The organism is Parafrankia sp. BMG5.11 (assembly GCF_004337455.1).
This window is the reverse complement of the sequence record NZ_SJXI01000059.1, coordinates 120470-144377: the sequence shown is the minus strand read 5'-3', so window position 1 is coordinate 144377 and position 23908 is coordinate 120470. Positions and strand designations below refer to the sequence as shown.

The following is a 23908-nucleotide window of genomic DNA, read 5'->3' as shown; positions in this document are numbered from 1 at the left end:
GGCTGACTCCACGAGCAGCCCCTCGGTCGATGTGGGGCCGGGCGCCCGACTCCTACCGTTCTGGTGTCGGCGCAACGGCCGGCGAAACCCGGCTCGATCCGGCTCCGGACGGGCCAGCAGAAAGGTGGATCATGACCACGGTCAGCCCTGTTATGGCTGTTCTGGAGGACGCCGCGTCCCACCGTCACGCCCCCGACCGGGCTTCCGGTGGCCGACCGGCCCACGCCCGCCCCGGCGCCGGCCTGGACGTCGGTCGGCTCAGCGCTCGCTTCGGCATCGCCTTCACCGTCTGCCAGCTCGTCGTGATGGTCTGCATGGCGGTGTTCGTGCTGCCACACGGTGGCTCGCCGGACGATCCGGCCCTCGAACGCGGCACAAATGTGCTCGACGCCGAGACCGCCTACCGGACCGGCAACTACGTGTTCATGATCTCCGGGTCACTGCTGCTGGGCTTTCTCGGTGTGGTACACCTGCGCCTGCGCCGGGTGGACGGCACCGGCGTGCTCGCGGCGGTCGCCGTCGCCGCGGGCACCCTGCTGGCCCTCATCTGGCCGTTCGCCGGGGTGCTGCACGACATCGCCCTGGAAACGGCGGCCACGGGAAGCGACGTGAGGATTCTCGCCGGATGGGACTCGGCCGCGCCGTTCGCCCTGGCGTTCTCGGCGCTGCCGCGCGTGTTCTTCGTTGGCGCGATCCTGCTCGGCCTGGGCGCGGAGGGTGTGGCGCCGTGGCTGCGACGCACCGGCGTCGCGCTGCTGCCGGTCAGCCTCGTCGGCAGCGCCACCCTGCTGGTCGGCGGCCTGTTCCCGCTGCTCGCCCTGAGCACGCTCGGCTTCGAACTGTGGCTGGGGGCCCTCGCCTGGCACTGGCTGCGGCAGGGCCGCGACCAGTGAAGTGATCTCAGCGGTCAGGCCGGTAGGCCTGACCTCCGCTTCGCCCCTCGGAGCCCGCGGCCACCTCTGGCCGCGGGCTCCGACTAGTCGGGGGAGTGTCAGCAGCGTTCGATGAGGGGGGCCAGGCCGTCGAGAAGGCGGGCAAGGCCGAAGTGGTAGGCGTGGTCGGGATCGTGGGCGCTGCCGCGTGCCTGGCCTGCGGCCGTGCCGACTCGGCTGGCGAGCGGATAGCGCTGCTCGTCCAGCACGCGGGCCAGGAGGGGGCCGACCCGCGCCCACCACCGCGTGTCGTCACCGTCGGGGCCAGCCGCCGCGCCGGTCGCTTCGTGGGCCGCACGGGCGTTGGCCTGGACGAAGGACAGCAGGTAGGTCAGGCAGTCGTCCATTTCGGTGTCGGAGAGGCCGAGGGCGTCGAAGGCGGACAGTTCATGCTCGTACTTGGCCATGAGGCCCGGTCCCAAGGGAGGGCGCAGGGTGGAGACCTCGGCCGCCCAGGGATGCGCGGCGAACAGGGCGCGGTTCTCGTCGGCGACGGCGGTGAGCCGCTCCCGCCACGGCGCGCCGGCGGTGTCCGTACGCGACATCCGAGCGTAGGCCGCGTCGAGCATCAGGTCCAGCAGCTCTTCCTTGCCCGGCACATAGGTGTAGAGCGTCATGGGGACCACGCCCAAGGCACGGGCGACAGCCCGCATCGTCACCGCGGCGAGGCCCTCCTGGTCGGCAAGATCGGTGGCGGTCCTGACCACGGCGGCGAGGTCCAGCGCCCGGCTCGGCCCCCGGCGGGATGCCGTCGACGCCTCTCCCCACAGCAGAGCCAGTGTGCGGGCCGGATCACCGGCGCCCGATCGTTCAGCCGTCACGTAGCCATCATCGTCCGCGAAACTTTGTACTGTGTATTATGTACTACGTACAGAGTTAGTCGCACCAGGTCTCGGAGGATCCCCCATGAAGATCAGTTCGTCCGCGGTGTCGCTGAACGTCGACGACGTCGCCGCTTCGGCGGCCTTCCTCGCCAGGCACTTCGGCTTCACGGAACTGATGGCGGCCGACGGCTTCGCCTCCCTCGGCCGCGATGACGCCGGCATGAACGTCGTCTACCTGCGCCGCGGGCTGCCGACCCTGCCCGCCGACCAGCGCGACGACCACGCGACAGGGCTGATCCTCGCGTTCGTGGTGGACGACCTGGAGGGTGAACTCGCCCGACTTCAGGGCGAAGGCGTGGCCATCACGATGCCACTGACGGTCGAGGAATGGGGAGAGCGTGCCTTCCAGGTCCGCGATCCCAACGGCATCATCGTCCAGCTCGTCGACTGGAACGGCCCCGGCGGCCACCCCACCACCGAGAACGCCTGACCCGCGCCGGGCATTGCGCGGCCGACCGGCGGTGCGGTGTCTGCGGCAACCCGCCGGACCACGGTTGGCGACCTGCCAGACGGGTTCTGGGCATTCCGGTCCACACCTCGGTCGCGCGCTTTCAGGAATCCTCGTCGCCTCGGCCTTCAGGGGACCGTTCTTCGACAGCTTCGACGAAGACCGAGGCGACGAGGGCGACAGTGCGGTCGCCGTCGTGGGTCAGTTGGCGCAGGACCTCCCGCGCGGCGGTCCCCGGCAGCTCGACCAGCGCCTGGGCCAGGCGTATCCGCACCGCGGAGTCCGCAGCGTGCGCGGCGAGTTCGTCTACCAGCGCGCTGATGATCCGGTCCGCGCAGCCGGGGTCCAGGGACAGCGTTCCCAGGACCTCCGCCGCGTCGACGTCGTTGACGCCCTCGACCACCATGCCGACGAGTACCGGCACGGCCGCGGTCCCGCCGCGCCTGCCCAGCGCCAGCGCGGCGTGCCTGCGCACCGTTGTGTCCGGATCCCCGAGCGCGTCCGCAAGCGCAGCGGTCGCATCCGGGGCCTCGGAGATCTCGGCGATCGCCCGCACCGCGCGCTGCCGGATGCCGACATCCTCCGAGTGCACGCCGGCGGCCAGCGCTGCCACGCCGTCGGCGCCCGATCGGGCGAGCGCCCAGCGCAGAGCGCCCGCGACGTTGGGGTCGGATTCGGCCAGGACCGCCTTGACCAGCAGTTCGGCGGGAACGGACACGCCCTCCGGTCGGGCCAGGACGGACTGCTGCCTGCGCGCAGCGCTGGTCGAGTCGAGCCCCTGGATGAGCTCGACAATGCGCAGGACGTCCTGCCAGCCGGTGGGCGCCGACGCGTCGATCGCGCGGAGCCGCTCGAGCAGCTCCTGTTCCCGCTCCAAACGGTCTTCGGTCCACCGGATGAGATCGCTGACCAGGGCGGACGGTGTGAAGGCCGGATCCTCCAGCGCACGCCCGATCTGCTTGAGCGAGAGCCCGAGGGACCGCAGGCTCTCCACGTGGAAGATCCTCCGGACGTCCTCGGCGGAGTACTCGCGGTAGCCGCCGAGGGTGCGACCGGTCGGTCGCACCAGGCCGAGGGCGTCGTAGTACCGAAGCATCCGGGTGCTCACCCCCGAGTGGCGGGACACGTCGCCGATCAGCAATCCACGGCCTCCACGGCATCCACAGCATCCACAGCCCCCGTCGATTCGGTCGTCTCCGTGGGCTCGCCGATCGCCGCGACGCAGGCAGCCTTCGAAGGCTCGGCAACCTCCGAAGGCTCGGCGACTCCCGCCGCGGCGGCAGCGGCAGCAGCGGCTCGTTCCGGGCCGAGTGCGATGACCCGCCTCGCCTCATCGATGGCCGCGTTGAAACCGGTCTCCGGGTCCCGCAGGAGCAACTCGGTGGCACGGGCATGCGCGGCCACAGCCGGGTCGGGATTCGCCGCGGCCTTCTCCAGGGCGGGCTCGATCACGTCGCCGAGGTCGACGAGTGCCCGGCTCAGGCTCAGCTGCACACTGCGGTCGCCGCGGCCGAGCTGCACAACCAGTTCGTCGGCCAGGGCCTTCTTCTCGCCCTCGGGCACGAGGGCGACCGCGACGCGCCACGCGGTCCGCGCGACCTCGTCGTCGGCGTCGCGCAGCATGTCGCGCGTGATCCAGGCCCACGCACCCTTGTCGCCGATCTTGCCGAGCGTGTGCAACGCCTGACTGCGGGCCTGAGCGCGCTCGGAGTCGAGTTCCTGGCGGATCCGGGGCAGGGTGATCCGCGGCGAGAAGCGGGTCAGCGCCCAGGACAGCATGTCTCGCACGAAGAAGTCCGGCTCGACCGCGCACCGCTCGACGAGCGTCTCCAGGAGGCCGGGGTCGGGGTTCGAGCCGACCGCCAGGGCCGCCTGAAGCCGGACCGACGAGTCCTTGGCGCCCAGAGCATTGGCCACGCGGGTGTTCAGCGGGGTTCCGCTTGTCGTGTTGATCAGGACCACCTCCGGTACCCAGTGGAAGCCCTATCACCATGTCAAGGTCAAGCCCGTGACCGACGGATCACACGATCGCCTGACCCGGGTGCACCGGCATGGTGGGTGACGCTTGGCGAGGCGCGGCTGGTGACGTGGATGTGAGCGCGTCCTCGGCGGCGAGGCGCTCGCGACGTCGCGTCCCCCACTCACCCAGCGGACGGAGGGCCTCGTTGAGCGATGTGCCGTGCTCGGTGAGGGAGTACTCGACCCGGGGAGGCACCTCGCGATACATCTCGCGGTGGACCAGGCCGTCCTCCTCCATCTCGCGCAGGTGCTGGATGAGCATTTTCTCGCTGACGCCAGGAAGGCCGCGCCGCAGCTCTCCGAACCGCCGGATTCCGTGGTTGTTCAGCTCCCAGAGGATCAGCGACTTCCACTTCCCTGACACCACGTCCATACCGGCATCGATGCCGCAGACGTAGGGACCGCGCCGCGTGCTCGTCACCATCAGACCCTCCACCTGGCCCCAGCTGGACACTAACTTCCGGGTAAGTATTGAACAAAATAGTAGGTACTTGCCGGTGGGAAAGGTTAGCGGGGAGGGTCGGGACAGCGCGCCAGTCAGACCACCGAGCGGAGCAAGGGACGATTTGATGACGACCCGTACGACCTTCCTGGGCCTGGGTGCGATGGGCAGCGCGCTCGCCGCCGCGGCTCTCGACGCCGGCCGACCCTCCGTGGTGTGGAACCGCACCCCGGGCAGAGCAGGAGCACTCGGCGAGCGCGGCGCCACCATCGCCAAGACCGTCGGCGAGGCGATCACCGGCGATGGACTGATCATCCTGTGCCTGCTCGACCATCAGTCGGTGCACGCCGTGATCGATCCGGTCGCCGCCAGCCTGACCGGACGTGCCGTGATCAATCTGACGACAACAACACCGAACCAGGCCCGCGAGCTCGCGGCCTGGGCGACGGAGCACAGCATCACCTACCTGGACGGCGCGATCATGGCCGTACCTGAGATGATCGGCCGTCCGGATGCGGTGATCTTCTACAGCGGTGCCGAGGCCGCCTTCGAAGAGAACCGGGAACTGCTCGATCTGTGGGGGCAGAGCGACTACTTCGGGACCGACCCCGGTATGGCCTCGCTCCGCGACATGGCGATGCTCGTCGGGATGTACACGATGTTCGCCGGCTTTCTGCACGGCGCGGCGATGGTCGGTGCCGAAGGGGTGTCGGCTGCCGAGTTCACCCGACGGCAGACACCTTTCCTCGCCGCCATGACCGGCCAGCTGGCCGGTCTCGCCGCCACAGTGGACGCCGAGGACTACGCCGGGGCGGGCCAGCAGAGCCTTGAGTTCACCGAAGCCGCACTGGCCTCACTGGTGACGGCCAGCCTCGAAGCGGGCGTCCATGTCGACGTGCTGCGGCCCGTCCACGACATCGTTCGCCGGCAGATCGCTGCCGGCTACGGTCGGCAGGGCACCGCCCGCATCTTCGAAGAGCTCAGGAAGTCCCGATGAGCGGCGAGGACGGCCTGTCTCCTGTGACGGTCATCGGCCTTGGCCCGATGGGCCGAGCGATGGCCGCGTCCCTGCTGCGGTCCGGCCATCCGGTGACGGTGTGGAACCGCACCGCGCGGCGCGCCGACGACCTCGTCGCCGGCGGCGCCACGCTCGCACCCACCCCGACGGCCGCGGTCGCCGCCAGTGGGCTGACCATCCTCAGCCTCACCGACTACCGGGCGATGTACGACATCCTCGGCCCGGTCGCCGAGAGTTCGGGGCCCTCCGGTGTTCTTGACGGCAAGGTCCTGGTCAATCTCAGCTCGGATACGCCCGACGCCTCCCGGGACGCGGCGGCATGGGCAGCCAGACACGGGGCGACCTTCGTGACCGGAGGCGTGATGGTGCCCGCGCCCGCTGTGGGCGGCCCCGGGGCGTATGTGTTCTACAGCGGGCCGCGCGCGGTGTTCGACGTCCACGAACCGACGCTCGGACTGATCGGCGAGCCCAGGTACCTCGGGGAGGACCCAGGCCTGGCCCAGCTCTTCTACCAGGCGCACCTCGACGTCTTCCTCACCGCCCTGTCGAGCCTGCTCCACGCGACCGCGCTCGTCACCGCCGCCGGTGTCCCGGCCGCCGACTTCCTGCCCGGCGCGCTGAACATCCTCACCGCTATCCCGGCGATGATCGGAGACGGGTGGGACCTCGCCCGGCGCCTGGAGGCCGGCGAACACCCCGGCGACCTCAGCACAGCGCGGATGATGGGCGCCACAGCAGACCACATCGTGTGGACGAGCAAGAAGGCGGGCATCGACACACGGCTGCCCAAAGCCGTCAAGGCGCACTACGACCAGGCCGTCAGCGCCGGCCGCGGCACCGAGAACTGGACCGTTCTCTACGAGATACTCAAAGCTGGCGGCTGAACAACGACCAGAACCGTGGTCCTACGACCAGGAGACGAAGCTGCATACCTGGCGCCGACCGGCCCCCTGTCACTACGCCGTGTAGTCGAGGTCTGTTGGTGCACTTGGGGAATCGAACCAACCGATCAAGACCCCGACCTGGACATCTTCTATTCGATCAACCTCTGATCTCATAGGGTTCATCAATTTGCCCAGGTCAGGGCATTGTTACGCATCGTGGTGGAGGTGGCGGGAATCGAACCCGCGTCCTCCGGCCCCGACACAGGGCTTCTCCGGGCGCAGCCTGCTTGTTTTTTCTCAGCCCCGCCGGTCCCGCAGGCAAGCCGGCGCAGGCTCAGTCGCTGTTAGATTTCCCGACCTACCCCGCGACCGGGTGGGACGGTGATCCTCCTGTCGACGCCAGATCCTGGGCCGGAGGAACTCCCAGGCTGACGGCTAGTTGGTCTCTACTCAGGCCGCGAGGGCGAAAGTGGAGCTAGCAGGCTGCGTCTTAGTGGCAGCTGTGTTCTGAACGGATCGTTAACGAGATAACCGCTCATCCTCGGCCCGCTTCCCCTGCCTCGACGTCCGGAGTCGAAGCCGGTCACCCCCTGGTATGTGCCGTGTTGGTGCATGCGTGCTGTTCTGTGCCAGCCGGACCCGCCGACGACTCGCCAGCGTGCCCAGACGGTTCAACGTCGACCGCCGACCACATGTTCCCACACGGCGCCGCGGCTCGACCACCCGATTACGGCGCGGCGGCCCGCGGGCGGCACCGCCGCTCGCCCGCGGGCCGGGCGAGCGCACCACCACCGACGGCCGACCGGAACGGGTGGCGAACGGGTGGCGAACGAGCGGCGGGAGGACGGAACAGACCAACCGTCCATATAGTTGAACGTTCAAGACAGAGGCAATGTGATCAGGGGGAACGCAATGGAGATCAAGGAACTGGGACATCTCGTGCTGTACGTACGCGAACTCGAGCGCTCCGTCGCCTTCTACCGGGACGTCCTCGGCTGGCGGCAGGTCTTCCCCGAGGTTGGCGGGCCGGCCGGTCTGGGCATCCCCGCGGCGGCGTTCTCCTCAGGCCGCACGCACCATGAGCTGCTGCTGATCGAGGTCGGGGCGGATGCGGCCGCGCTGCCGCCCGGTCGGCGCGTCGGGCTCTACCATTTCGGGCTGAAGGTCGGCGACAGCGACGACGAGCTTCGGGAGGCGCTGGAGCGCATCGAGCGGGCCGGTGTGCGGCTCGTCGGCGCGTCGGACCACACGGTCACCCACAGCCTCTACATCTCCGACCCGGACGGGAACGAGATCGAGCTGTACATCGACGTGCCCGGGGTCGACTGGCGCGGCAACCCCGCCCTGATCGCGGCGCCCATCCGTCCGCTCCGCCTCTGAGCGGCCCGGGCGCCGGCGGTCACCGCGCGTCACGGCCCGGGCCCGGCGCGGATTCAGGACACTGGCCGGGTGCCCCCCGCAGGCGAGCGCGCGACGGGCTCCGAGCGACGGACGGTCGTCCTCCTCCTCGCGATGACCTCGCTGACCGGTCTGGTGGACTCGTTGACCTTCCTGGGGCTCGGCGAGGTCTTCGTGGCCAACATGACGGGCAACGTCGTCGTCCTCGGCTTCTCGCTGGCCGGGGCCACCGGGATCTCCGGAATCCTGTCGTTGACCTCGCTTGGCTGCTTCGTTCTCGGGGCGCTGGCCGGCGGACGGGTCGGTACCCGGCTCGGCCGGCGCCCCCGGCTCTGGCTGGGAGCGGTGACCGCCGCCCAGGCCGTCCCGGTGGCCGCGGCGCTGGTGGTGGCGGCCCGCTGGCTCGGTGACGTTCTGGCGCTGACGGTGGCCGCCGGCGGCCGGTCGGATCGGGCGCATCCCAGCGGCGCCGAGTACGCGATCGTCTCGATGCTGGCCGTGGCGATGGGCCTGCAGCATGCGACGGCGCGGCGCCTGGCCAGGCCGGAGATCCCGACGAACGTGCTCACCACCGCGATCACCACGTTCGCCGTCCAGACCCGGCTGGGCGGGGGCCGGGGTCGGGTGGGCCCCGGCAGCTGGCCGGGCCCGTGGTGATGTTCGCGAGCGCCGGCGCCGGCGCGCTGGGTTTCCTGCGCGTGGCGCCGCTGCTGCCGCTGTATGCCGGGCTGACGCTGGTCGCACTCAACCTCGCGCTCGCCACCGCCGGCTCCGCGTTCAGTCCCTGGCCGGACCGCCCCGGGCCCCAGCCGTCCGGTCCGCCAGATCCGGCGGATCCGCCCGCCCGGCCCGATCCGCCGCATCAGCCCGATCGGCTTGATCCGCCCGAGCGGTCTGCGTGACGTCGGTACACAGAAGAGCCCACGGCTCGTCCCGCACCCGGGTCATCACCACCGTCATGGTGCGGCCCCCCGGGACCAGGTGCCGCCGGGCCGGCATCAGCCGCCGCCGGATGGCGTCCACATCCCCGGCGAGTCCGCGCCGGCGCACGTCGAGTGCGCCGATGCCGGCCTCGCGCACGGCCGCCGCCACCCGGCGCACGTCGAAGGCCATCTCGGCCTCGACCCGCAGCGTCCGCGCGAACGGGGTCGCCAGCGGCCGGTCAGCGCCGAGAAACGCGATCCTCGGGTCGATCTGCCACCCGCCGACCAGGCGGCCGAGCGTGCCGACCAGCCCGGCCCGGGTGACGGCGGGATTGGGGTCGAAGAGGTACTCCCCCGGCGGCCGGACCGGGAGCGGGACGGGCCCGCCACCGCCGCTGTGACCGCCGCCCGGGCGGCCGTGGTCGCGGTCGTCACCGACGGGGTCCGGCTCACCGGTCAGCGTCACCACCCGTGGCCCGGTGGTCCCGGGCACCGACCGGTCACCCGGGCCGAGCAGCACCGTCGCCCGCCGGGACGCCGTCGCGAGCGCGGGCGAGAACAGCACGGACTCCTTGAGGCCACGTCTGTCCGCGACGAACTCGATCTCCCAGCCTGGCGGGACGAGCTCCACCGGGAGCCCCGGAGCCGCCTTGACCGCGACGGCCTCGACCCGCTCGGTCAGCCCGAAGCACCAGGCCAGCGGGGGCTCACCGGCGCCGGCGGACATCCGCCGCTCGCCGCCCCGCCGCGCGGGATCGACGAAGACGCCGTCGACGCCCGTCAGGCCGACATCCCGGACGTCCGCCGCAAGGGCCTCGACCCCACCGGACCCACCCTCCCGCCCGCCGCCCCGGAGCGCGTGCGCGTTGTGGACGGCCATCCGCAGGTGCAGTGGGTCGCGGTCGACGGCGAGGACCGGGTGCTCGGCCGCCAGGGCGAGGAGGTCACCGCCGATGCCGGTGCACAGGTCGGCGAGGCGGCCCAGGCCGGCGAACCTCGCCGCCCGGTGCGCCGCCGCCCGTTCGGACGAGGCCTGCTCCAGCCCATCGCGGGTGAAGAACATCCGTTCGGCCTGGCTGAACTTCGCCGCGGCCCGGGCCCGCAGCTCGGCCTGGGCGAACGCGGCGGCGACGAGGTCGGGAGGATGGCCGGCGGCGCGCAGCCGGGAGCCGGCGCGCAGCTCCGTGCCGTCGGCATGCGCCACGGCCGCCGCGGCGAGCAGCTCCGCTCCCGTGGGGGTCAGCAGCGCATCGAAGGTGGCGAGCGGACGGGCCGCCTGTTCGCCGTCATGGTCCGGCGCCGCGGGTCGGTCAGACACGGCCCTTCGCCTGCCGGCCCATGATCCGGCTCATCTCACGCGCCGCGTCCCGCTCGGCGAGGGCGTGGCGCTTGTCGTAGTTCTTGCGGCCGCGGGCCAACGCGATTTCGACCTTCGCCCGCCCGTCCTTGAAGTAGAGCGAGAGGGGGACGACGGTGAGGCCGCCCTCGCGGGTCTTGCCGATCAGCTTCTCGATCTCGGCGCGGTGCAGCAGCAGCTTGCGCCGCCGCCGCGGGGCGTGGTTCGTCCACGTGCCCTCGGTGTACTCCGGGATGTGCACGTTGTGCAGCCAGATCTCACCGTCGGCGATCTGCGCGAACCCGTCCACCAGCGAGGCGCGGCCGGCGCGCAGCGCCTTGACCTCGGTACCCATGAGGACCAGCCCGGCCTCGTAGGTGTCGAGGATCTCGTAGTCGTGGCGGGCGCGCTTGTTCTGCGCGATCAGCTTGCGCCCGGTCTCCTTCGGCACTGCTCCTCAGCCCTGCTTCCCGTCCGTAACGTTCCCGTCCGTCGTCCCATTGTGGGGCGCCGTGTCGTGGGACGCCGTCACACCCGCAGGTGCCGGCGCAGCGCGACGGAGGCCATCCCCGCCGCGGCGGCCACCCCGACGGCGAGCACCACCGCGACCGCCGTCCACACCGCGTCCCATCCGAACAGAGGGAACATTGTCTGATGGGCGAATCGTCCGTCCACCAGATATATCTTGGCCAGCACCAGGGCGGCTGCCGCGAGTAGCCCGCCGAACAGGCCGGCGAGGGCGCTCTCCAGCACGAACGGCGCTCGGATCGTGGCGTTGGTCGCGCCGACGAGCCGCATGATCGCGGTCTCCTTCCGGCGCGCGTGGGCGGAGATCCGGATCATCGTGTAGATCAGCGTGAACGAGGCCACGGCCTGCGCCGCCGCCAGGGCGAAGGCTCCCAGGGTGAACGCGTCGAGAAAGCGGTAGAGCGGCCCGAGGAGGGCACGTTGATCCCGAACGGCCTCGACGCCGTCCCGGCCAGTGTACGCATAGACGATCTCTTCGGCATCCCGTGGATCGACCAGGGTCAGCCGGAAGGAGGCGGGGAGGTCGTCGGGGCCGATCCCGGCCACGACGTCCGGGGAGCTCCGGAAGTCACGGCGGAACCGCTCGTAGACGTCCTTCTTGGTCTCGTAGGTGACCTTCGTTACCAACGGGTCGGCGGCGAGCTCGGCGCGCAGCGCGGAACGGTCGGCGTCGGTGAGGCCGTCCCGCAGATCCACGACCACCTCGATCTGGTCGAGCAGGAACCGGTCGACGGTGCGTGCCTGAGCGCGCAGCAGCAGGCCGGCGCCGAGCAGGGCCAGGCAGATCGTCACGGTCACGACCACCGCGCAGGTCATCGCGAGGTTGCGGCGCAGGCTGGTGGCCAGCGCCGCCAGGAGCGGGCCGGGCCGCATCAGCCCGCCGCCCCACCGGCCGGGCGGACGGGCTCGGTCCGCTGGTCGGGGATGGTGACCGGCCCCGCGTCGTAGCCGCCGCGGCGCTCGTCGCGGACGAGCGTGCCGGCGTCGAGCTCCAGGACCCGGCGGCGCATCGCGTCGACCAGGCCGGCGTTGTGCGTGGCCATGAGCACGGTCGTGCCGGCCTGGTTGACGTCCTCCAGCAGCTCCATGATCTCGGAGCCGGTGGCCGGGTCGAGGTTGCCGGTCGGCTCGTCGGCGAGCAGGACCCGCGGGCGGCCGACGAACGCCCGGGCGATGGCGACCCGCTGCTGCTCGCCGCCGGACAGCTCGTCCGGGAAGCGTTTCTCCTTGCCGGCGAGGCCGACCAGCTCGAGCACCTCGGGGACAACGGTTCGGACCACATGCCGAGGCCGGCCGACGACGTCGAGCGCGAAGGCGACGTTCCCGGCGACCGTCCGGTCCGGCAGGAGCCGGAAGTCCTGGAAGACGCAGCCGACGGTCCGCCGCAGCTGGGGGACCCTGCGGTCGGGGATACGCGCGACGTCCCGCCCGGCGACCTCGACCAGGCCCGCGGTCGCCCGTTCCTCACGCAGCAGCAGCCGCAGCAGGGTCGACTTACCGGAGCCGGAGGGGCCCACCAGGAACACGAACTCCCCCACGCCGATCTCGAGGGTGACGTCCGAGAGGGCAGGTCGGCTCCCGGTGGCGTAGCGCTTGGTCACGGAGGCCAACCGGATCATCAGGACCTCCCCATCCTCAGCGCAGCAGACCCATCACGATACGTAGTCGGATGGGCCAGGTCCCGCATCTCGGGGCGCGCGCGTCCGTGGTGGCCCGTCCCGCCCGGTGGCTTACCGCGGCGCAGCGCATCAGCCGGGCGTACCGTGGAGTCGTATCGCGTCCAGCCGGTGACGGACCAGCGTGCGCTGGTCCGTCGGTTGCCGGACCGGGCCGAAGGAGGACGGCATGTGCTGCGATGACCTGGTCTGCGCGAGGTGTGCCGCTCCAGTCGCCGAGGGGCGCTGCCCGGCGTGCCGCGCCGCCCGCGAGTCCCTGCACCACTCCTCGTTCACCGTCTCGCCACAGCTGCTGATCGCCCTGCTCACGGTGCTGCTCGCGCTGATGCTCCTGGCCGGCTACCGCGTCTGAGCCCGCTCGGCGGTAGCGGTCGGCCTGCCCTGGGACGTCGCCGTCCGTAGCGGTGGTCCGGTCGCTCGATGTGGCACACGGGGCCGGGCGGGCACGCTCGGCGGCTGGTGACCGTTTCAGGTGTAGAGCCCGCCCGCCGATACCGCCGTCAGGCCAATACCGCCGTCAGGCCGATACCGCCGTCAGGAGCATCATGCGCGTTCCGTCCGGTGCCCAACGGCTGCTCGCGGCGGTCGTCGCCGTGCTCGCTCTGCTGGTGGGCTGCGGCTCCGCGGACACGGACGGGCCGGTGGGTGCGGGCGGCCCGGGGGAACCGGAGCCGTCCGCGACCGGGCCCGCCGGCGGAGCCTCGGCTGCGGCTCCCCCGGCCGCGTCCGCGGGCGGCGCGGGCGGGCTCGGGGAACCGTCACCGGTGGTCACCGGTTTAGCGGCGCCGTGGGGCCTGGCGTTCCTACCCGACGGGCGGGCCCTGGTCGGGGAGCGCGACAGCGGCCGCGTCCTGCTGGTGCCCGCGGGCGGCGGCACCCCGGTGGACATCCTCACACTGCCCGTGACGCACCGTAGCGAAAGCGGTCTGCTGGGCCTCGCGATCTCCCCACACCACGAGACGGACGGCCTCGTCTACGCCTACTACACCTCGGCATCGGACAACCGCATCGCGCGCTTCCGCCTCGACGGCGCCCGCGCCGGCGCCGTCGAGGACGTGCTCACCGGTCTGCGCGCCGCGCCGAACCACAACGGCGGGCGAATCGCCTTCGGGCCGGACGGCCTCCTCTACGCGGCCGTCGGCGATGCCGGGAACCCGGGCGCCGCGCAGGACCCGTCCAGCCTGAACGGGAAGATCCTGCGGATGACGCCGGAGGGCGCGGTGCCCGCCGGCAATCCGACGCCGTCCTCGCTGGTCTACAGCCTCGGGCACCGCAACGTGCAGGGCCTCGCCTGGGATGCCGGCGGCCGGCTGTGGGCATCGGAGTTCGGCCAGAACACCTTCGACGAGATCAACCTGATCACCCCGGGCGCGAACTACGGCTGGCCGGCGGTCGAGGGAACCGGTGACACCGACGGCGGCCGCTACACGAACCCGCAGGTCACCTGGACCACCGCGGAGGCGTCCCCGAGCGGGATCGCGATCCGGGACGACATCCTCCACGTCGCCGCGCTGCGCGGGGAGCGGCTGTGGGTGGTGGAGCTCGCCGACGGCCGGGTCACCGGCGAGCCGAAGGCGCTGCTCGCCGGCGAGCTCGGGCGGCTCCGCACGATCGTGACGGCGCCCGACGGCGGGCTGTGGCTGACGACGTCCAACACCGACGGCCGTGGCAGGCCCGCCACCGGCGACGACCGGATCGTGTCGCTGAGATGAGCGAGCGCGTCGCCAGCGCGGCATCCGATCACGACCCGGGCACCGGATGGTCGATGGTCGTTCCAGCCGGCGGCGTCCTGGTCGTCGCGGGCATCCCGGGCGCGGGCAAGAGCACACTGATCCAACGGCTGTACCACGGTGCCCCCGGCCGCGGTGCCGGGCCGGCGGGCGGGCGGGCGGACGACCCGCTCGTGCTGGATTCCGCGCAGGTGCGGGCCGCGCTGGCCCGGCGGCTCGGGCATCTCCCGTACGCGCTCTACCGACCGGTCGTGCACACCGTCCACTACTGGCGGATCGCGGCCTGGACGGCCGGTCCGCGCCGCAACCTGGTGATCCACGAGTGCGGCACCCGGACGTGGGCCCGGCGCACGGTGGCCGCCCTGGCACGGCTGCGCCACCGTCCCGCCCACCTGGTCTTCCTGGAGACCTCGCCGGCCGCGGCGCTGGCCGGGCAACACGCACGCGGACGGGTCGTCCCCCACCGGTCGTTCCGGCGGCACGAACGGTCGTGGGCCCGGATGCGCGCCGCCCTGCAGGACGGGTCGCTGGCCCGGGAGGGCTGGACGTTCGCGCGCGGGATCAGCCGCGAGGAGGCCGCCCGCCTGACCGAGATCCGGTTCGAGTGAGCCCTGCTCACCCCACCTGACCGGGGCCGTCGTCCCGGGCAGGGCCGTCGTCCGCGCGATCCGGGATGCGACCCACGGCGAGCTGGTCGCGCAGGGCGACGACCTCGCCGATGACGATCACGGCCGGCGAGGAGACGTCCGCCGCCAGCGCCAGCCGGGTGATCTCGCCCAGCGGGCCGGTCACCAGCCGTTCGTGCTCCGTGCCGCCGGCGTGGATCACCGCGGTCGGGGTCTGCGGTGACCGCCCGCGCTTGATCAGCTCAGCGCTGATCCGGGGCAGCGCCGCGACCCCCATGAGCACTACCACGGTGCCGGGACCGGTCGCGAGCGCGTCCCAGTCCGCCGTCGAACCGGGGTGGGACGGGTCGAGGTGGCCGCTGACGATCGCCACGTCCTGGGTGATGCCGCGGTGGGTGACCGGAATCCCGGCCATCGCGGGCACGGCTACCGCGCTGGTCACCCCGGGCACCACCTCGCACGGCACGCCGGCGGCGGTGCAGGCCAGCGCCTCCTCACCGCCCCGACCGAAGACGAACGGGTCGCCGCCCTTGAGACGGACGACCCCGAGGCCACGCAGCGCCCGTTCCACGATGAGGGCGTTGATCTCGTCCTGGGTGAGGTTGTGGCCGTGCGGTGCCTTGCCGGCGTCGACGATCTCGACGTCCGGCCGTAGCTCGTCCAGCAGCTCACGGGGAGCGAGGCGGTCGACGACGACCACGTCGGCGCGCCGCAGCAGGCGCAGGCCGCGCAGCGTGATCAGATCACCCCGGCCCGGCCCGCCTCCGACAAGCGCTACCCATCCCGCTTGTGCGTCCACGCCCACTCCCCACCTCGCGTCGTCCCACCTCGTGTCGCCCCGCGCCGCGTTGCCCCACCGGGCGTCGCGCCGCGTCACGTTGCGGACCGGGCGCGGTGGCCCGGCCGCGGAGGCCGTGTGGTCAGTGTGCGTCCTGGCCGACCTCGGCGGCGACCGGTCGCCGCACCGGCAGCGGGTGTGACAACTCCGGCCCGCCTCGCGCGATGATTCGGTCGTACAGATCGTCATCGCCGTCGACGACGACGATCTGATCGGGACGGTGTTCCTGAGCCGCGAGCGAATCAAGCGCCCGGATCAGCAGGTCCCATCGCTCGACAAGATGACAGCAGACGATGACCGCCGTTCTGGGCGGCCCGCGCTCACGCAGTTTCCACACCCAGGCGCCACCGGATCGAACGGTAGGCACGCCATCCGGCCCGGAGCCTGCGCCGCGCGGCGAGAGCCGCGTCGCGATGCCCCTCCGTCACGAGCCGCAGAATGTCGGCCGCGCCGACTGACCGGCCGACGATCAGGCGGCTGACCTGGAAACGCGAACGGCTCCGGCGATGGATTCTGTATCCGACCTCGCACGCCGAACCGAATCCGGCACTTTCGACGATTTGTCGGACACCGGGTGAATGGTAACCGAACGGATAGCAGAAACTGTCCGGACGGTGACCGGTCTCCTCCGCGATCGTGCGCATGCTCGCCGTGACGTCGTAACGCGCGATCGCGGGCGGCACGACGTCCAGCTCCACGTGCCGGTGGCCGTGGGCGCCGATCTCGATCCCCCGGTCGGCCAGCGCGGCCAGCGCGGGCCAGTCGAGCAGGGCCAACTCACGCTCGGCGTACGCCTCCAGCCAGCGCGCCCGCTGACCGACGTAGGCCGTCGGTACGTACAGGGTCGCCGCCGCGCCGAACTCGGCGAGAACGGGCAGCGCCCTGGTGACGAAATCCTCGAAGCCGTCGTCGAAGGTCACCGCGACCTGGCGCTCCCGCGGGTTCGCCAGCGCGTCGGACAGGCTGGTGACGGTGTAGCCGTGCTCCACGAGGCTGCCGAGCTGCTCGGCGAAGACCCCCGCGGGCACCTCCCACCTGCGGAAGTCGGCGCTCACCGAGTCACCGATGCTGTGGTACATCAGCACGGGGAGCGCGGACCGGCACGGCGCCGACGGCGAGCCGTCGCCCGGGGAGCTTGTGGGCCACGTTCCGTCCGGCGAAGCCGCCGTGGCCGTCGACATCCCGGTCATCGGTTGTCACGCCCCGAAGCGACTACCGTGAGTTCGGACATTCCACCCGCCGTATCGTCGAAGAAGCTCAGTCGGCAGTACGTGGAACGACAGTACTTCGACCGGGTGTGCCACGAGCGGCAGAACCGCGAATCCACGTGATGCCCCCATCCCGCGCCTACCGACCGGTCCGAGGGAACCACGTCGAGCGATGACGCCAAACGGAGCGTCACTCTACACGCGCAGGGCCGGAGAGCCAATCCCTCGATGTCCACCTCGACAGGGTGGAGGGTAATGGTCCGGTACGCAAACGTGGCCGGCCAAAGATCCGCTTCCCGTGCGGTGACCGATCTGTTCACGCCAGTGAACGGGATTGGCTGGGAAAAGTCCGCAGCTTTCCGACTGATAACGACCGGTGGGATTACCGAATCATGGCCGGAAGCCACGGAAAAGACCTGTCAGCCCTGCTTTTCGGTGGCCCTGCGCCACCTGATCTCACCGTCGATGAAGTCGTCGATATCCCCGTCGAGAACGGCGTTCGTGTTCGACGTCTCGACCTCGGTCCGCAGATCCTTGACCATCTGGTACGGGTGGAGCACGTAGTTCCGGATCTGTGAACCGAAGGAGACATCCTGCGGGCCGCCGGTGAGGCGCTGCTTCTCCGCGGCCTCCTCGGCGCGGCGCCGCTCGAGCAGCTTGGCCTGCAGGACCATCATCGCGGCGGCCTTGTTCTGCAGCTGGCTGCGCTCGTTCTGGCAGGTCACGACGATGTTGGTGGGCAGGTGCGTGATCCGCACGGCGGAGTCGGTGGTGTTGACGCCCTGGCCACCCGGTCCGGAGGACCGGAAGATGTCGATCCGGAGCTCCTTCTCGTCGATGTCCACGTGGTCGGAGACCTCGACGGCGGGAGTCACCTCGACGCCGGCGAACGACGTCTGGCGCCGGTTCTGGTTGTCGAAGGGCGAGATGCGCACCAGCCGGTGCACACCGTGCTCGCTGCGCAGCGTTCCGTAGGCGTAGGGGCACTTGACCTGGAAGGTGGCCGACTTCAGACCGGCCTCCTCCGCCTCGGAGGTGTCGAAGACCTCGGTGGCGTACCCGTGCCGCTCGGCCCAGCGCAGGTACATCCGCAGCAGCATGGCGGTCCAGTCGGCCGCGTCCACCCCGCCCGCGCCAGCCGAGAGCTGGACGATCGCGTCACGCTCGTCGTACTCGCCGGAGAGCAGGGTGCGGACCTCGAGCGTGGAGATGTCACGCGCCAGCGCGGGGAGGTCGGCGGCCGCCTCGGTGAGCAGGTCGTCGTCGCCGAGGTCGAGGGCGGCGATGAGGTCGTCGAGCCTGCGGCGCAGGCCCTCCACCCGGCCGATGTCACCCTTCACAGCGGACAGCCGCCTCGTCACCGCCTGGGCGCGATCCTGGTCGCTCCACAGGTCCGGGTCGGCCGCCTCCTGCTCCAGCGCCTGAGCGCGGCGACGCAGACCCTCGACATCGAGCACGGTCGCGATACCTGTCAGCGTCGCGTCGAGATTCTTGATCTCCTCGGAGAGGTCGACGGCCATGTGACCCAGCCTACCGGCGTGCACGCGGGAGCCGACGAACGGTTGATCCGGGCCCTCCACCAGCCCGCCCACGGGCTGCCGCGATCAGCCGGCACCTCGGCCCGGAGCGGCTCTCCCGCGTCTCCCACGCGCGGGACCGGCGGCACCACCGGGCCGGATCCGCACCGCGGTGCCGGCTCCGCACCGCCGCGGGACGCACCGCCTCCGCGCCGTCGCGCGGCGGTACCACCGCCCGTCGGCGGTCCCGTCGCGCCCGGGACGGACGGTCCGTTGGGACCGCCTTTCGAACCATCGAACACCCCGAGAAGCAGGTCACGGGGAAGAAACATGCAACGGCACGCCGAAATATTCGGTTAACATCGCGGCTCCGAGGTCACATCAAGCGCACTAAATCGAGCGCGATGTTTCCTGGACGGCAACGGGCAAGGTGCGTTCCACATCACGCCCCGCACCCGAACCACTCCCGAGACAGCGCGAAGCGATATCGTCGATTGCATCGCGGCGCGGTGAGAAGCCCGGGTACAGCTGGTGGAGCCTCGGTCCGACTCGGCAGATGGTCCAAACGGATCAGATCCGAACGGATCAGGGCGGCCTTCCGGGCCCACCCGGGCGACGCACGGCGCGGCGGTTCCCAAGCCGGTGGACAACGAGGTCCGCGGGCCCACGGAACCGCCGGGCGACATGGTGCCGGGGGGGAGCCCGCGCCGGTTGATGCCTGCACCGCCGCGGGCACCGTTCCGGTGGGTGACGGCATCGTGCACGGGCGATGAAGCCCTGGCGGCGACGAAGCCGCCGGATCGGCCAATGCGTCGAGGATGACGCCGACCCTTCCTTACTCGCGACATCGTGGGTTCTCGCGGCATTGTGGGACGCCAGGTGTTTCGGACAGCGCGCCGCGTTTTCGGACGGCGGCGCCGTCCGCGACGGCGGCGTCCGACGACAGTCGCAGCGGCCGGCGACAACAGACCTACCGCATCGGCAGCCGGCATCGGTCGGCGGCCACCGGCGGCGCCCCGTCATGGCGCGGCGCCTCCGTCACCGGCGACGGGACATGCAGACGACACAACGGCGACAGACGTGAGGTCAGCGGATATGCGCACTCGCAACAGCCGGCCGCCGACGCCCGGAAGACACCCGAGCGGGCACGGGCGAGCGGATTGCGAACGGAGGGTCCCCTCGTGTCGATTGGCGTCGATCGACGTGCGGTCCTGCTCACGACCGGCGTACTGGCCGTGGTCCCGATGAGCCCCGAGAGCCCGACACCGGCCGCCGGTCACGAGACCGCCTCGAGCCTGCATGACGCGTGCCTCGGGGCACTGCGCGCGGCCGTCGCGAACTACGAGACCGTCGATCTCGCCACCACCGCGTCCACCCTCGAGCCGCTCGAGGAGACCAGTCGGACCATCCCGCAGCAGTACCGGCTGCGGGGGCGCGCCGCCATCGACTGGATGTGGCTGCACGCGGCGGTCACCACCGCTGCCGCCACCGCCTCGTACGACCGGGGCCGGCACGGCGAAGCCGCGGCCCGCGCCGACCGCGCCGCGTCCCTGGCCCGCGCGGCCGGGGACGGCCCGCTCGCCGCCCGCGCACTGGCACTGCGCGCCCGGGTGGTGCGCCCGCACAGCCCGGCCGTCGCCCTGCAGATCGCCGGCTCGGCCGCGCGGATCGCCGGCCGCAGCCCCACCCGGGCCCTGATCTCGGGCAAGGTCGCCGCCAGCGCCTGTGCCGCCGCCGGTGACGCCGCGGGCGTGCGCGACTCCGTGACCCGGGCCTGGGCCACCATGGCGGAGCTCGGTGAGGACGTGCACGGACGTCCCGGGTTCAGCCTCGACACCTATTCACCTGCCGACCTGGCCCTCGCCTGTGCAGAAGCGCTCACCACCGTCGGCGCGGCCGACGAGGCGGCTCCCTACCTCGACCGGGCCGCGTCGCTCATCGCCCGCAGCGGCCAGACCGGCATGATCGTCTCGGTGCGGATGGCTCAGTCGCGGGCCGCGATCGCCCGCGACTTCCCGGACCGGGACGAGGCGGTCGAGCACGCCTCCGACGCGGTCGCCCTGGCCGCCCGCCGGCCGGCCGAGTGGGTCGCCCGCCTGGTGCGCGACGTCTCCGACCTCGCCGAGATCCGGACAGGTCACGGCTTCGACGATCTCGTGGCGGCCACCGCCGGGTGGATCGCGCTCCCGGCAGCGGCACCGAGCCCCGGCGACGAGGCCTGCCACGACGTGGCCCTGACCCACGCCGGCGGGTCGACGGCCGTCCCGTCGCCGCGCGCCGAGATGATGTCGGGCCGCAAGGACCTCTGAGCCGCGGCCCGGACCGCGGACTCGGTGCTCGGTGGACTCGACGCTCGGCGGGCTCAGGGCCGGCGAGCTCAGGGCCCGGCGGGCGGTCTGACCAGCGACCGGGCCTGCGCGCCCGCGCGCACCGTCACCGGGCCGACACCGAGGAAACCGACCACCGGCAGCTCCACCGTCCGGCTGCCCTCCACCCGGACGGTCGTCGCGTCGACGAGAGAAGCGTCCAGGGCGGTCCGGCCGGACGGGTCCGCCTGCGCCTCGTACTCGTCGACGGCGTCGACGATGTCCGACAACGGCAGTGCCTCGAAATCCTCGGTGGCGGTGTAGATCGCGTTCTCGTCGATACGCTGTACGGCCGCGAGGGCGGCACCATCGGCGGCCGACGCGACGGACCGACGGGCGAGATACAGCGCGGACACGTCGGTGACCACCACGGCGAGCATCGCGGCCAACATGAGATATCCCAATGTCAGGATGAGAATCGTCCCGCCGTCACGGTCGACCGGTTCGCGCGCGTCAGCCATCCCATGCTCCCCAGGTGCCATCCGCCGGTCGACGGATTCCCGGACCGGCCGCGGTACCGACGCCGGCCACCGCCGGGACGTCCGCCGCGCAGGAAACGAGCCGGACATCCACCGCCGTAAAGAGACGTGTCTGGACTTTAACGCCGCGGCGGCACGCACACGGCCCGCACCGGTGTGCCGGGTGTGCGCCGGCCCGAGGACAGCAGCCGGATTCCGGCGTTCAGCCCACCGGTCCTATCCACACCGGGATGCCGTTGAGCACGGCGGTACCGGAGAGCGGGTCGATCCGCGAACTGTCGGTGAGAATGTTCGTGTTCACTCCGGGGTGTCCGGCGGCGACCGACATCCGGGTGCCGGCGAGGCCGTGGCCCCAGCCGTGCGGCAGGCACACGACACCGGCCATCATCTCGTCGCTGACCTGCACCCGGACGTCGAGGGAGCCGGCGGTGGACGTGATCCGGGCGGACCCGCCGTCGCGGACGCCGTGGCGGGCGGCGTCGTCGGGGTGCACCAGCAGGGTGCAGCGATCTCGTCCCCGGGCCATCGCCGGGACGTTGTGCAGCCAGCTGTTGTTCGTCCGCAGGTGACGCCGGCCGATCAGGGTCAGTCCCGGGCTGCCCGGGCTCTCCGGTGCCTCTGGGGAACCCGGGGTCATGGAGGGCTCGCGGCCCTCAGCCGCCTCGTGGGCGTCGAGGGCGGCGCGCAGGCGGGCGGCGTCGGCCACGATCGGGTCGGGGCACAGCTCCACCGTCGCGCTGGCCGTCCGCAGCATTGCCGGGATCCGCGGCTCGAGCGGTCCCAGATCGATCCCGTGCGGGTTCGCCCGCAGCGTGGCCAGGCTCAGCCCGCCGGGCCGCGCACCGAACGCGTCACCGAAGTGCCCGGTGCGAAGCGCGATGTCGAGCAGGCGTTCCGGTGCGCCGTCGCCGTCCACGAGAGCGCCCAGTTCGGCGACGTCCCGCCCGGCGACAGGTGAGCCGGGCTCCGTGACCGCCCGCCGCAGTGCCTCCTCGATCAGGTACTCGTGGAAGGCCGCGACGGCGGTGTCGGTCCAGACCGCGGCATCGGCTGGCCGGGGGTCCTCGACCGGCAGCTCCGCGTCGGTTGTCGCGTCGGCATCGGCCGGCTCGGCGGCGAGAGCCAGTGCGATGAGGGTGAGGCGGGCCAGGATGTCGTGCTCGGCCATCCCGCCCGGGTACGGCGGCAGCGCCGGCGGCGAATAGGTCGCCACGGTGCGCACCGCCAGCGCGCCGAGCGCGAAGTCGTAGTGCCCGACCCGGGCCGGATCAGCCGGCGGCAGCACCACGTCGGCGTGCCGGGACGTCTCGTTGAGGTACGGATCGACGCTCACCATGAAGTCCAGCTGGGCCAGTGCCGCGGCGAGCCTGGCGGAGTCCGGTGTGGAGAGCGCCGGGTTGCCCGCGATGGTGAACAGCGCCCGTAGGCGGCCGTCTCCGGGGGTGTCCATCTCCTCGGCCAGCGCCGCGGCCGGCAGCTCGCCCATCACCTCCGGCAGACCGCGGACGCGGGTGTGCCAGCGCCCGGTGCGCCACCCGCGCCCACCGCCCCGCCCGCCGGGCACCCGGTCGGCGCGGCCGTGCGCACCCCGGCCGAACATGGCGCCGCCCGGGACGTCGAGATTGCCGGTGATCGCGTTGAGGGCGATCGTCAGCCAGCTGGTCAGGGTGCCGAACTCGACCGTGGTCGTGCCCATCCGCCCGTAGACGGCGGCTCGCGGCGCGGCGGCGAGCTCGCGAGCAGTCCGCCGGGTCGTCTCGGCCGGGATTCCGCAGCTCGCGGCGACCCGCTCCGGGGTGAACGGCGCGGCAAGCTCGGCGACGCTGTCCGCTCCGGACAGGTGCGCGGCGAGCGGGCCGAGGCGGACGAGCCCTTCGGCGGCGAGGACGTTGACGATCGCGAACAGCCACAGCGCGTCCGTCCCGGGCCGGATCGGCAGGTGCTCGTCGGCGAGGGCGGCCGTGCGGGTGCGGCGTGGGTCGACGACGACGACCCGCCCGCCACGCGCGCGGATTCCAGCCAGCCGGCCGGGGAAGTCCGGCGCCGTGCACAGACTGCCGTTGGACACCGCCGGATTGGCACCGAGCATCAGCAGGTGGTCGGTGCGGTCCAGATCGGGCACCGGGATGAGCGAGGGGTGGCCGAAGACGAGGCCGCATGCGACGTGCATGGGCATCTGGTCGACCGTGGAGGCGCTGAACACGGCGCGGGTCCGCAGCGCCCGGGTGAACGCCGGCCTGTGCTGGGCGCCGGCCATCGAGTGCGCGTTCGGATTGCCGAGATAGGCCGCGACCACGGCCGGGCCATGGGCGGAGACCACCCGCCGCAGCCCGGCGTGGACGGCGGCGAACGCCTCGTCCCAGTCGACCTCACGGTGCTCACCGGTGGCCCGGTCGCGCAGCAGCGGACGGCGAAGCCGGTCGGGGTCGCCGAGTAACTGCGGCAGGGAGGCTCCCTTGGCGCAGAGGTAGCCACGGCTGAACACATGTTCCGTGTCGCCGCGGGCGGCCGTCACCCGGCCGTCCGTGATCCGTAGCTCCAGCCCACAGGTCGCCTCGCACAGCGGGCAGACCCGCAGGGCAGTCACCGAGCCGGCGGCCGTACCCGTACCCGCGCTTGTTCTCTTCATCATGTCCGGCAGGATCGCATATTCCCG

General features: G+C 71.9%; 25 protein-coding genes and 1 other RNA gene. 11 read left to right on the top strand and 15 right to left on the bottom strand.

Annotated features, from left to right (window positions below):
- Positions 1-131 precede the first annotated feature (131 nt).
- Positions 132-893, top strand: coding sequence for a hypothetical protein (locus E0504_RS33640; RefSeq protein ID WP_131626576.1), 762 nt, complete (start codon positions 132-134; stop codon positions 891-893).
- Positions 894-991: 98 nt separating this feature from the next.
- Here E0504_RS33640 and E0504_RS33635 read toward each other — a convergent pair whose 3' ends face one another.
- Complete coding sequence (locus E0504_RS33635; RefSeq protein ID WP_131626575.1) at positions 992-1753, bottom strand: TetR/AcrR family transcriptional regulator; 762 nt, start codon at positions 1751-1753, stop codon at positions 992-994.
- A gap of 85 nt (positions 1754-1838) precedes the next feature.
- Between E0504_RS33635 and E0504_RS33630 the strand changes: the two genes are divergently transcribed.
- The gene (locus tag E0504_RS33630; RefSeq protein WP_112109311.1) at positions 1839-2246 is read left to right on the top strand and encodes a VOC family protein; all 408 of its coding nucleotides are present in this window, start codon (positions 1839-1841) and stop codon (positions 2244-2246) included.
- Between the two features lie 121 nt (positions 2247-2367).
- Here E0504_RS33630 and E0504_RS33625 read toward each other — a convergent pair whose 3' ends face one another.
- Genes E0504_RS33625 through E0504_RS33615 form a run of 3 tightly spaced genes read right to left on the bottom strand, consistent with a single transcriptional unit; the run spans position 2368 to position 4707 of the window.
- Positions 2368-3405: a HEAT repeat domain-containing protein gene (locus E0504_RS33625; RefSeq protein ID WP_071060364.1), complete on the bottom strand. Its 1038-nt coding sequence runs from the start codon at positions 3403-3405 to the stop codon at positions 2368-2370.
- On the bottom strand, positions 3399-4226 hold the full coding sequence (locus E0504_RS33620) for a HEAT repeat domain-containing protein (RefSeq protein WP_131626574.1): 828 nt from the start codon (positions 4224-4226) through the stop codon (positions 3399-3401). Before E0504_RS33620 ends, E0504_RS33625 begins: the two co-directional genes overlap by 7 nt.
- A gap of 58 nt (positions 4227-4284) precedes the next feature.
- Positions 4285-4707 carry a helix-turn-helix domain-containing protein gene (locus E0504_RS33615; RefSeq protein WP_071060448.1) on the bottom strand — a complete coding sequence of 141 codons (423 nt, stop codon included), beginning with the start codon at positions 4705-4707 and terminating at the stop codon, positions 4285-4287.
- Positions 4708-4852: 145 nt separating this feature from the next.
- On the opposite strand from E0504_RS33615, the gene E0504_RS33610 reads away from it, so the two are divergent.
- Both E0504_RS33610 and E0504_RS33605 read left to right on the top strand, forming a co-directional pair.
- A complete protein-coding gene (locus E0504_RS33610) occupies positions 4853-5722 on the top strand; it encodes an NAD(P)-dependent oxidoreductase (RefSeq protein WP_112109308.1) in 870 nt (289 codons plus the stop codon).
- On the top strand, positions 5719-6627 hold the full coding sequence (locus E0504_RS33605) for an NAD(P)-dependent oxidoreductase (protein WP_112109307.1): 909 nt from the start codon (positions 5719-5721) through the stop codon (positions 6625-6627). The genes E0504_RS33610 and E0504_RS33605 overlap by 4 nt, the downstream gene beginning before the upstream one ends.
- Positions 6628-6844: 217 nt before the next feature.
- Here E0504_RS33605 and ssrA read toward each other — a convergent pair.
- Positions 6845-7218: a transfer-messenger RNA gene (ssrA, locus tag E0504_RS33600) on the bottom strand.
- A 321-nt stretch (positions 7219-7539) separates the two neighbouring features.
- Between ssrA and E0504_RS33595 the strand changes: the two genes are divergently transcribed.
- Both E0504_RS33595 and E0504_RS33590 read left to right on the top strand, forming a co-directional pair.
- Entirely contained in the window at positions 7540-8007 is a 468-nt protein-coding gene (locus E0504_RS33595) for a VOC family protein (RefSeq protein ID WP_071060361.1), read from the top strand.
- A 69-nt stretch (positions 8008-8076) separates the two neighbouring features.
- Positions 8077-8682: a YoaK family protein gene (locus tag E0504_RS33590; RefSeq protein ID WP_243657738.1), complete on the top strand. Its 606-nt coding sequence runs from the start codon at positions 8077-8079 to the stop codon at positions 8680-8682.
- A 120-nt stretch (positions 8683-8802) separates the two neighbouring features.
- On the opposite strand, the gene E0504_RS33585 is transcribed toward E0504_RS33590, so the two are convergent.
- The 4 genes from E0504_RS33585 to ftsE all read right to left on the bottom strand — a co-directional run bounded on the left by E0504_RS33585 (position 8803) and on the right by ftsE (position 12431).
- Positions 8803-10266 (bottom strand): class I SAM-dependent methyltransferase, encoded by a 1464-nt coding sequence (locus E0504_RS33585; RefSeq protein ID WP_165938689.1) that lies wholly within the window; start codon positions 10264-10266, stop codon positions 8803-8805.
- A complete protein-coding gene (gene smpB / locus E0504_RS33580; protein WP_071060358.1) occupies positions 10259-10735 on the bottom strand; it encodes an SsrA-binding protein SmpB in 477 nt (158 codons plus the stop codon). The genes E0504_RS33585 and smpB overlap by 8 nt, the downstream gene beginning before the upstream one ends.
- A 77-nt stretch (positions 10736-10812) precedes the next feature.
- Complete coding sequence (gene ftsX, locus E0504_RS33575; RefSeq protein ID WP_020463238.1) at positions 10813-11685, bottom strand: permease-like cell division protein FtsX; 873 nt, start codon at positions 11683-11685, stop codon at positions 10813-10815.
- A complete protein-coding gene (gene ftsE, locus E0504_RS33570; RefSeq protein ID WP_020463239.1) occupies positions 11685-12431 on the bottom strand; it encodes a cell division ATP-binding protein FtsE in 747 nt (248 codons plus the stop codon). The genes ftsX and ftsE overlap by 1 nt, the downstream gene beginning before the upstream one ends.
- Positions 12432-12657: 226 nt before the next feature.
- Here ftsE and E0504_RS33565 point away from each other — a divergent pair, with 226 nt between their 5' ends.
- The 3 genes from E0504_RS33565 (at position 12658) to E0504_RS33555 (ending at position 14826) form a co-directional block, all read left to right on the top strand.
- Entirely contained in the window at positions 12658-12840 is a 183-nt protein-coding gene (locus tag E0504_RS33565) for a hypothetical protein (RefSeq protein WP_020463240.1), read from the top strand.
- Between the two features lie 193 nt (positions 12841-13033).
- Positions 13034-14200, top strand: a complete 1167-nt coding sequence (locus tag E0504_RS33560) for a sorbosone dehydrogenase family protein (protein ID WP_112104740.1) — start codon at positions 13034-13036, stop codon at positions 14198-14200.
- Positions 14197-14826, top strand: coding sequence for an AAA family ATPase (locus E0504_RS33555; RefSeq protein WP_112104741.1), 630 nt, complete (start codon positions 14197-14199; stop codon positions 14824-14826). The genes E0504_RS33560 and E0504_RS33555 overlap by 4 nt, the downstream gene beginning before the upstream one ends.
- Before the next feature lie 7 nt (positions 14827-14833).
- On the opposite strand, the gene cobA is transcribed toward E0504_RS33555, so the two are convergent.
- The 3 genes from cobA to E0504_RS33540 all read right to left on the bottom strand — a co-directional run bounded on the left by cobA (position 14834) and on the right by E0504_RS33540 (position 16737).
- Entirely contained in the window at positions 14834-15649 is an 816-nt protein-coding gene (cobA, locus tag E0504_RS33550; RefSeq protein WP_071060355.1) for a uroporphyrinogen-III C-methyltransferase, read from the bottom strand.
- Positions 15650-15764: 115 nt separating this feature from the next.
- On the bottom strand, positions 15765-16019 hold the full coding sequence (locus tag E0504_RS33545) for a glycosyltransferase family 2 protein (RefSeq protein ID WP_200835139.1): 255 nt from the start codon (positions 16017-16019) through the stop codon (positions 15765-15767).
- Positions 16003-16737: a polysaccharide deacetylase family protein gene (locus E0504_RS33540; protein WP_373693963.1), complete on the bottom strand. Its 735-nt coding sequence runs from the start codon at positions 16735-16737 to the stop codon at positions 16003-16005. The genes E0504_RS33545 and E0504_RS33540 overlap by 17 nt, the downstream gene beginning before the upstream one ends.
- Positions 16738-16747: 10 nt before the next feature.
- On the opposite strand from E0504_RS33540, the gene E0504_RS52485 reads away from it, so the two are divergent.
- Entirely contained in the window at positions 16748-16903 is a 156-nt protein-coding gene (locus tag E0504_RS52485) for a hypothetical protein (protein ID WP_241831266.1), read from the top strand.
- A 406-nt stretch (positions 16904-17309) separates the two neighbouring features.
- Here the strand turns inward: E0504_RS52485 and prfB are convergent, their stop codons facing one another.
- Positions 17310-18410 carry a peptide chain release factor 2 gene (gene prfB / locus E0504_RS33535; RefSeq protein WP_071060442.1) on the bottom strand — a complete coding sequence of 367 codons (1101 nt, stop codon included), beginning with the start codon at positions 18408-18410 and terminating at the stop codon, positions 17310-17312.
- A 1178-nt stretch (positions 18411-19588) separates the two neighbouring features.
- On the opposite strand from prfB, the gene E0504_RS33530 reads away from it, so the two are divergent.
- Entirely contained in the window at positions 19589-20716 is a 1128-nt protein-coding gene (locus E0504_RS33530) for a hypothetical protein (protein WP_112104742.1), read from the top strand.
- A gap of 68 nt (positions 20717-20784) precedes the next feature.
- Here the strand turns inward: E0504_RS33530 and E0504_RS33525 are convergent, their stop codons facing one another.
- Positions 20785-21234, bottom strand: a complete 450-nt coding sequence (locus tag E0504_RS33525) for a pilus assembly protein TadG-related protein (protein ID WP_112104743.1) — start codon at positions 21232-21234, stop codon at positions 20785-20787.
- 220 nt (positions 21235-21454) lie between these two features.
- On the bottom strand, positions 21455-23884 hold the full coding sequence (locus E0504_RS33520) for a molybdopterin-dependent oxidoreductase (RefSeq protein ID WP_112104745.1): 2430 nt from the start codon (positions 23882-23884) through the stop codon (positions 21455-21457).
- Positions 23885-23908 lie beyond the last annotated feature (24 nt).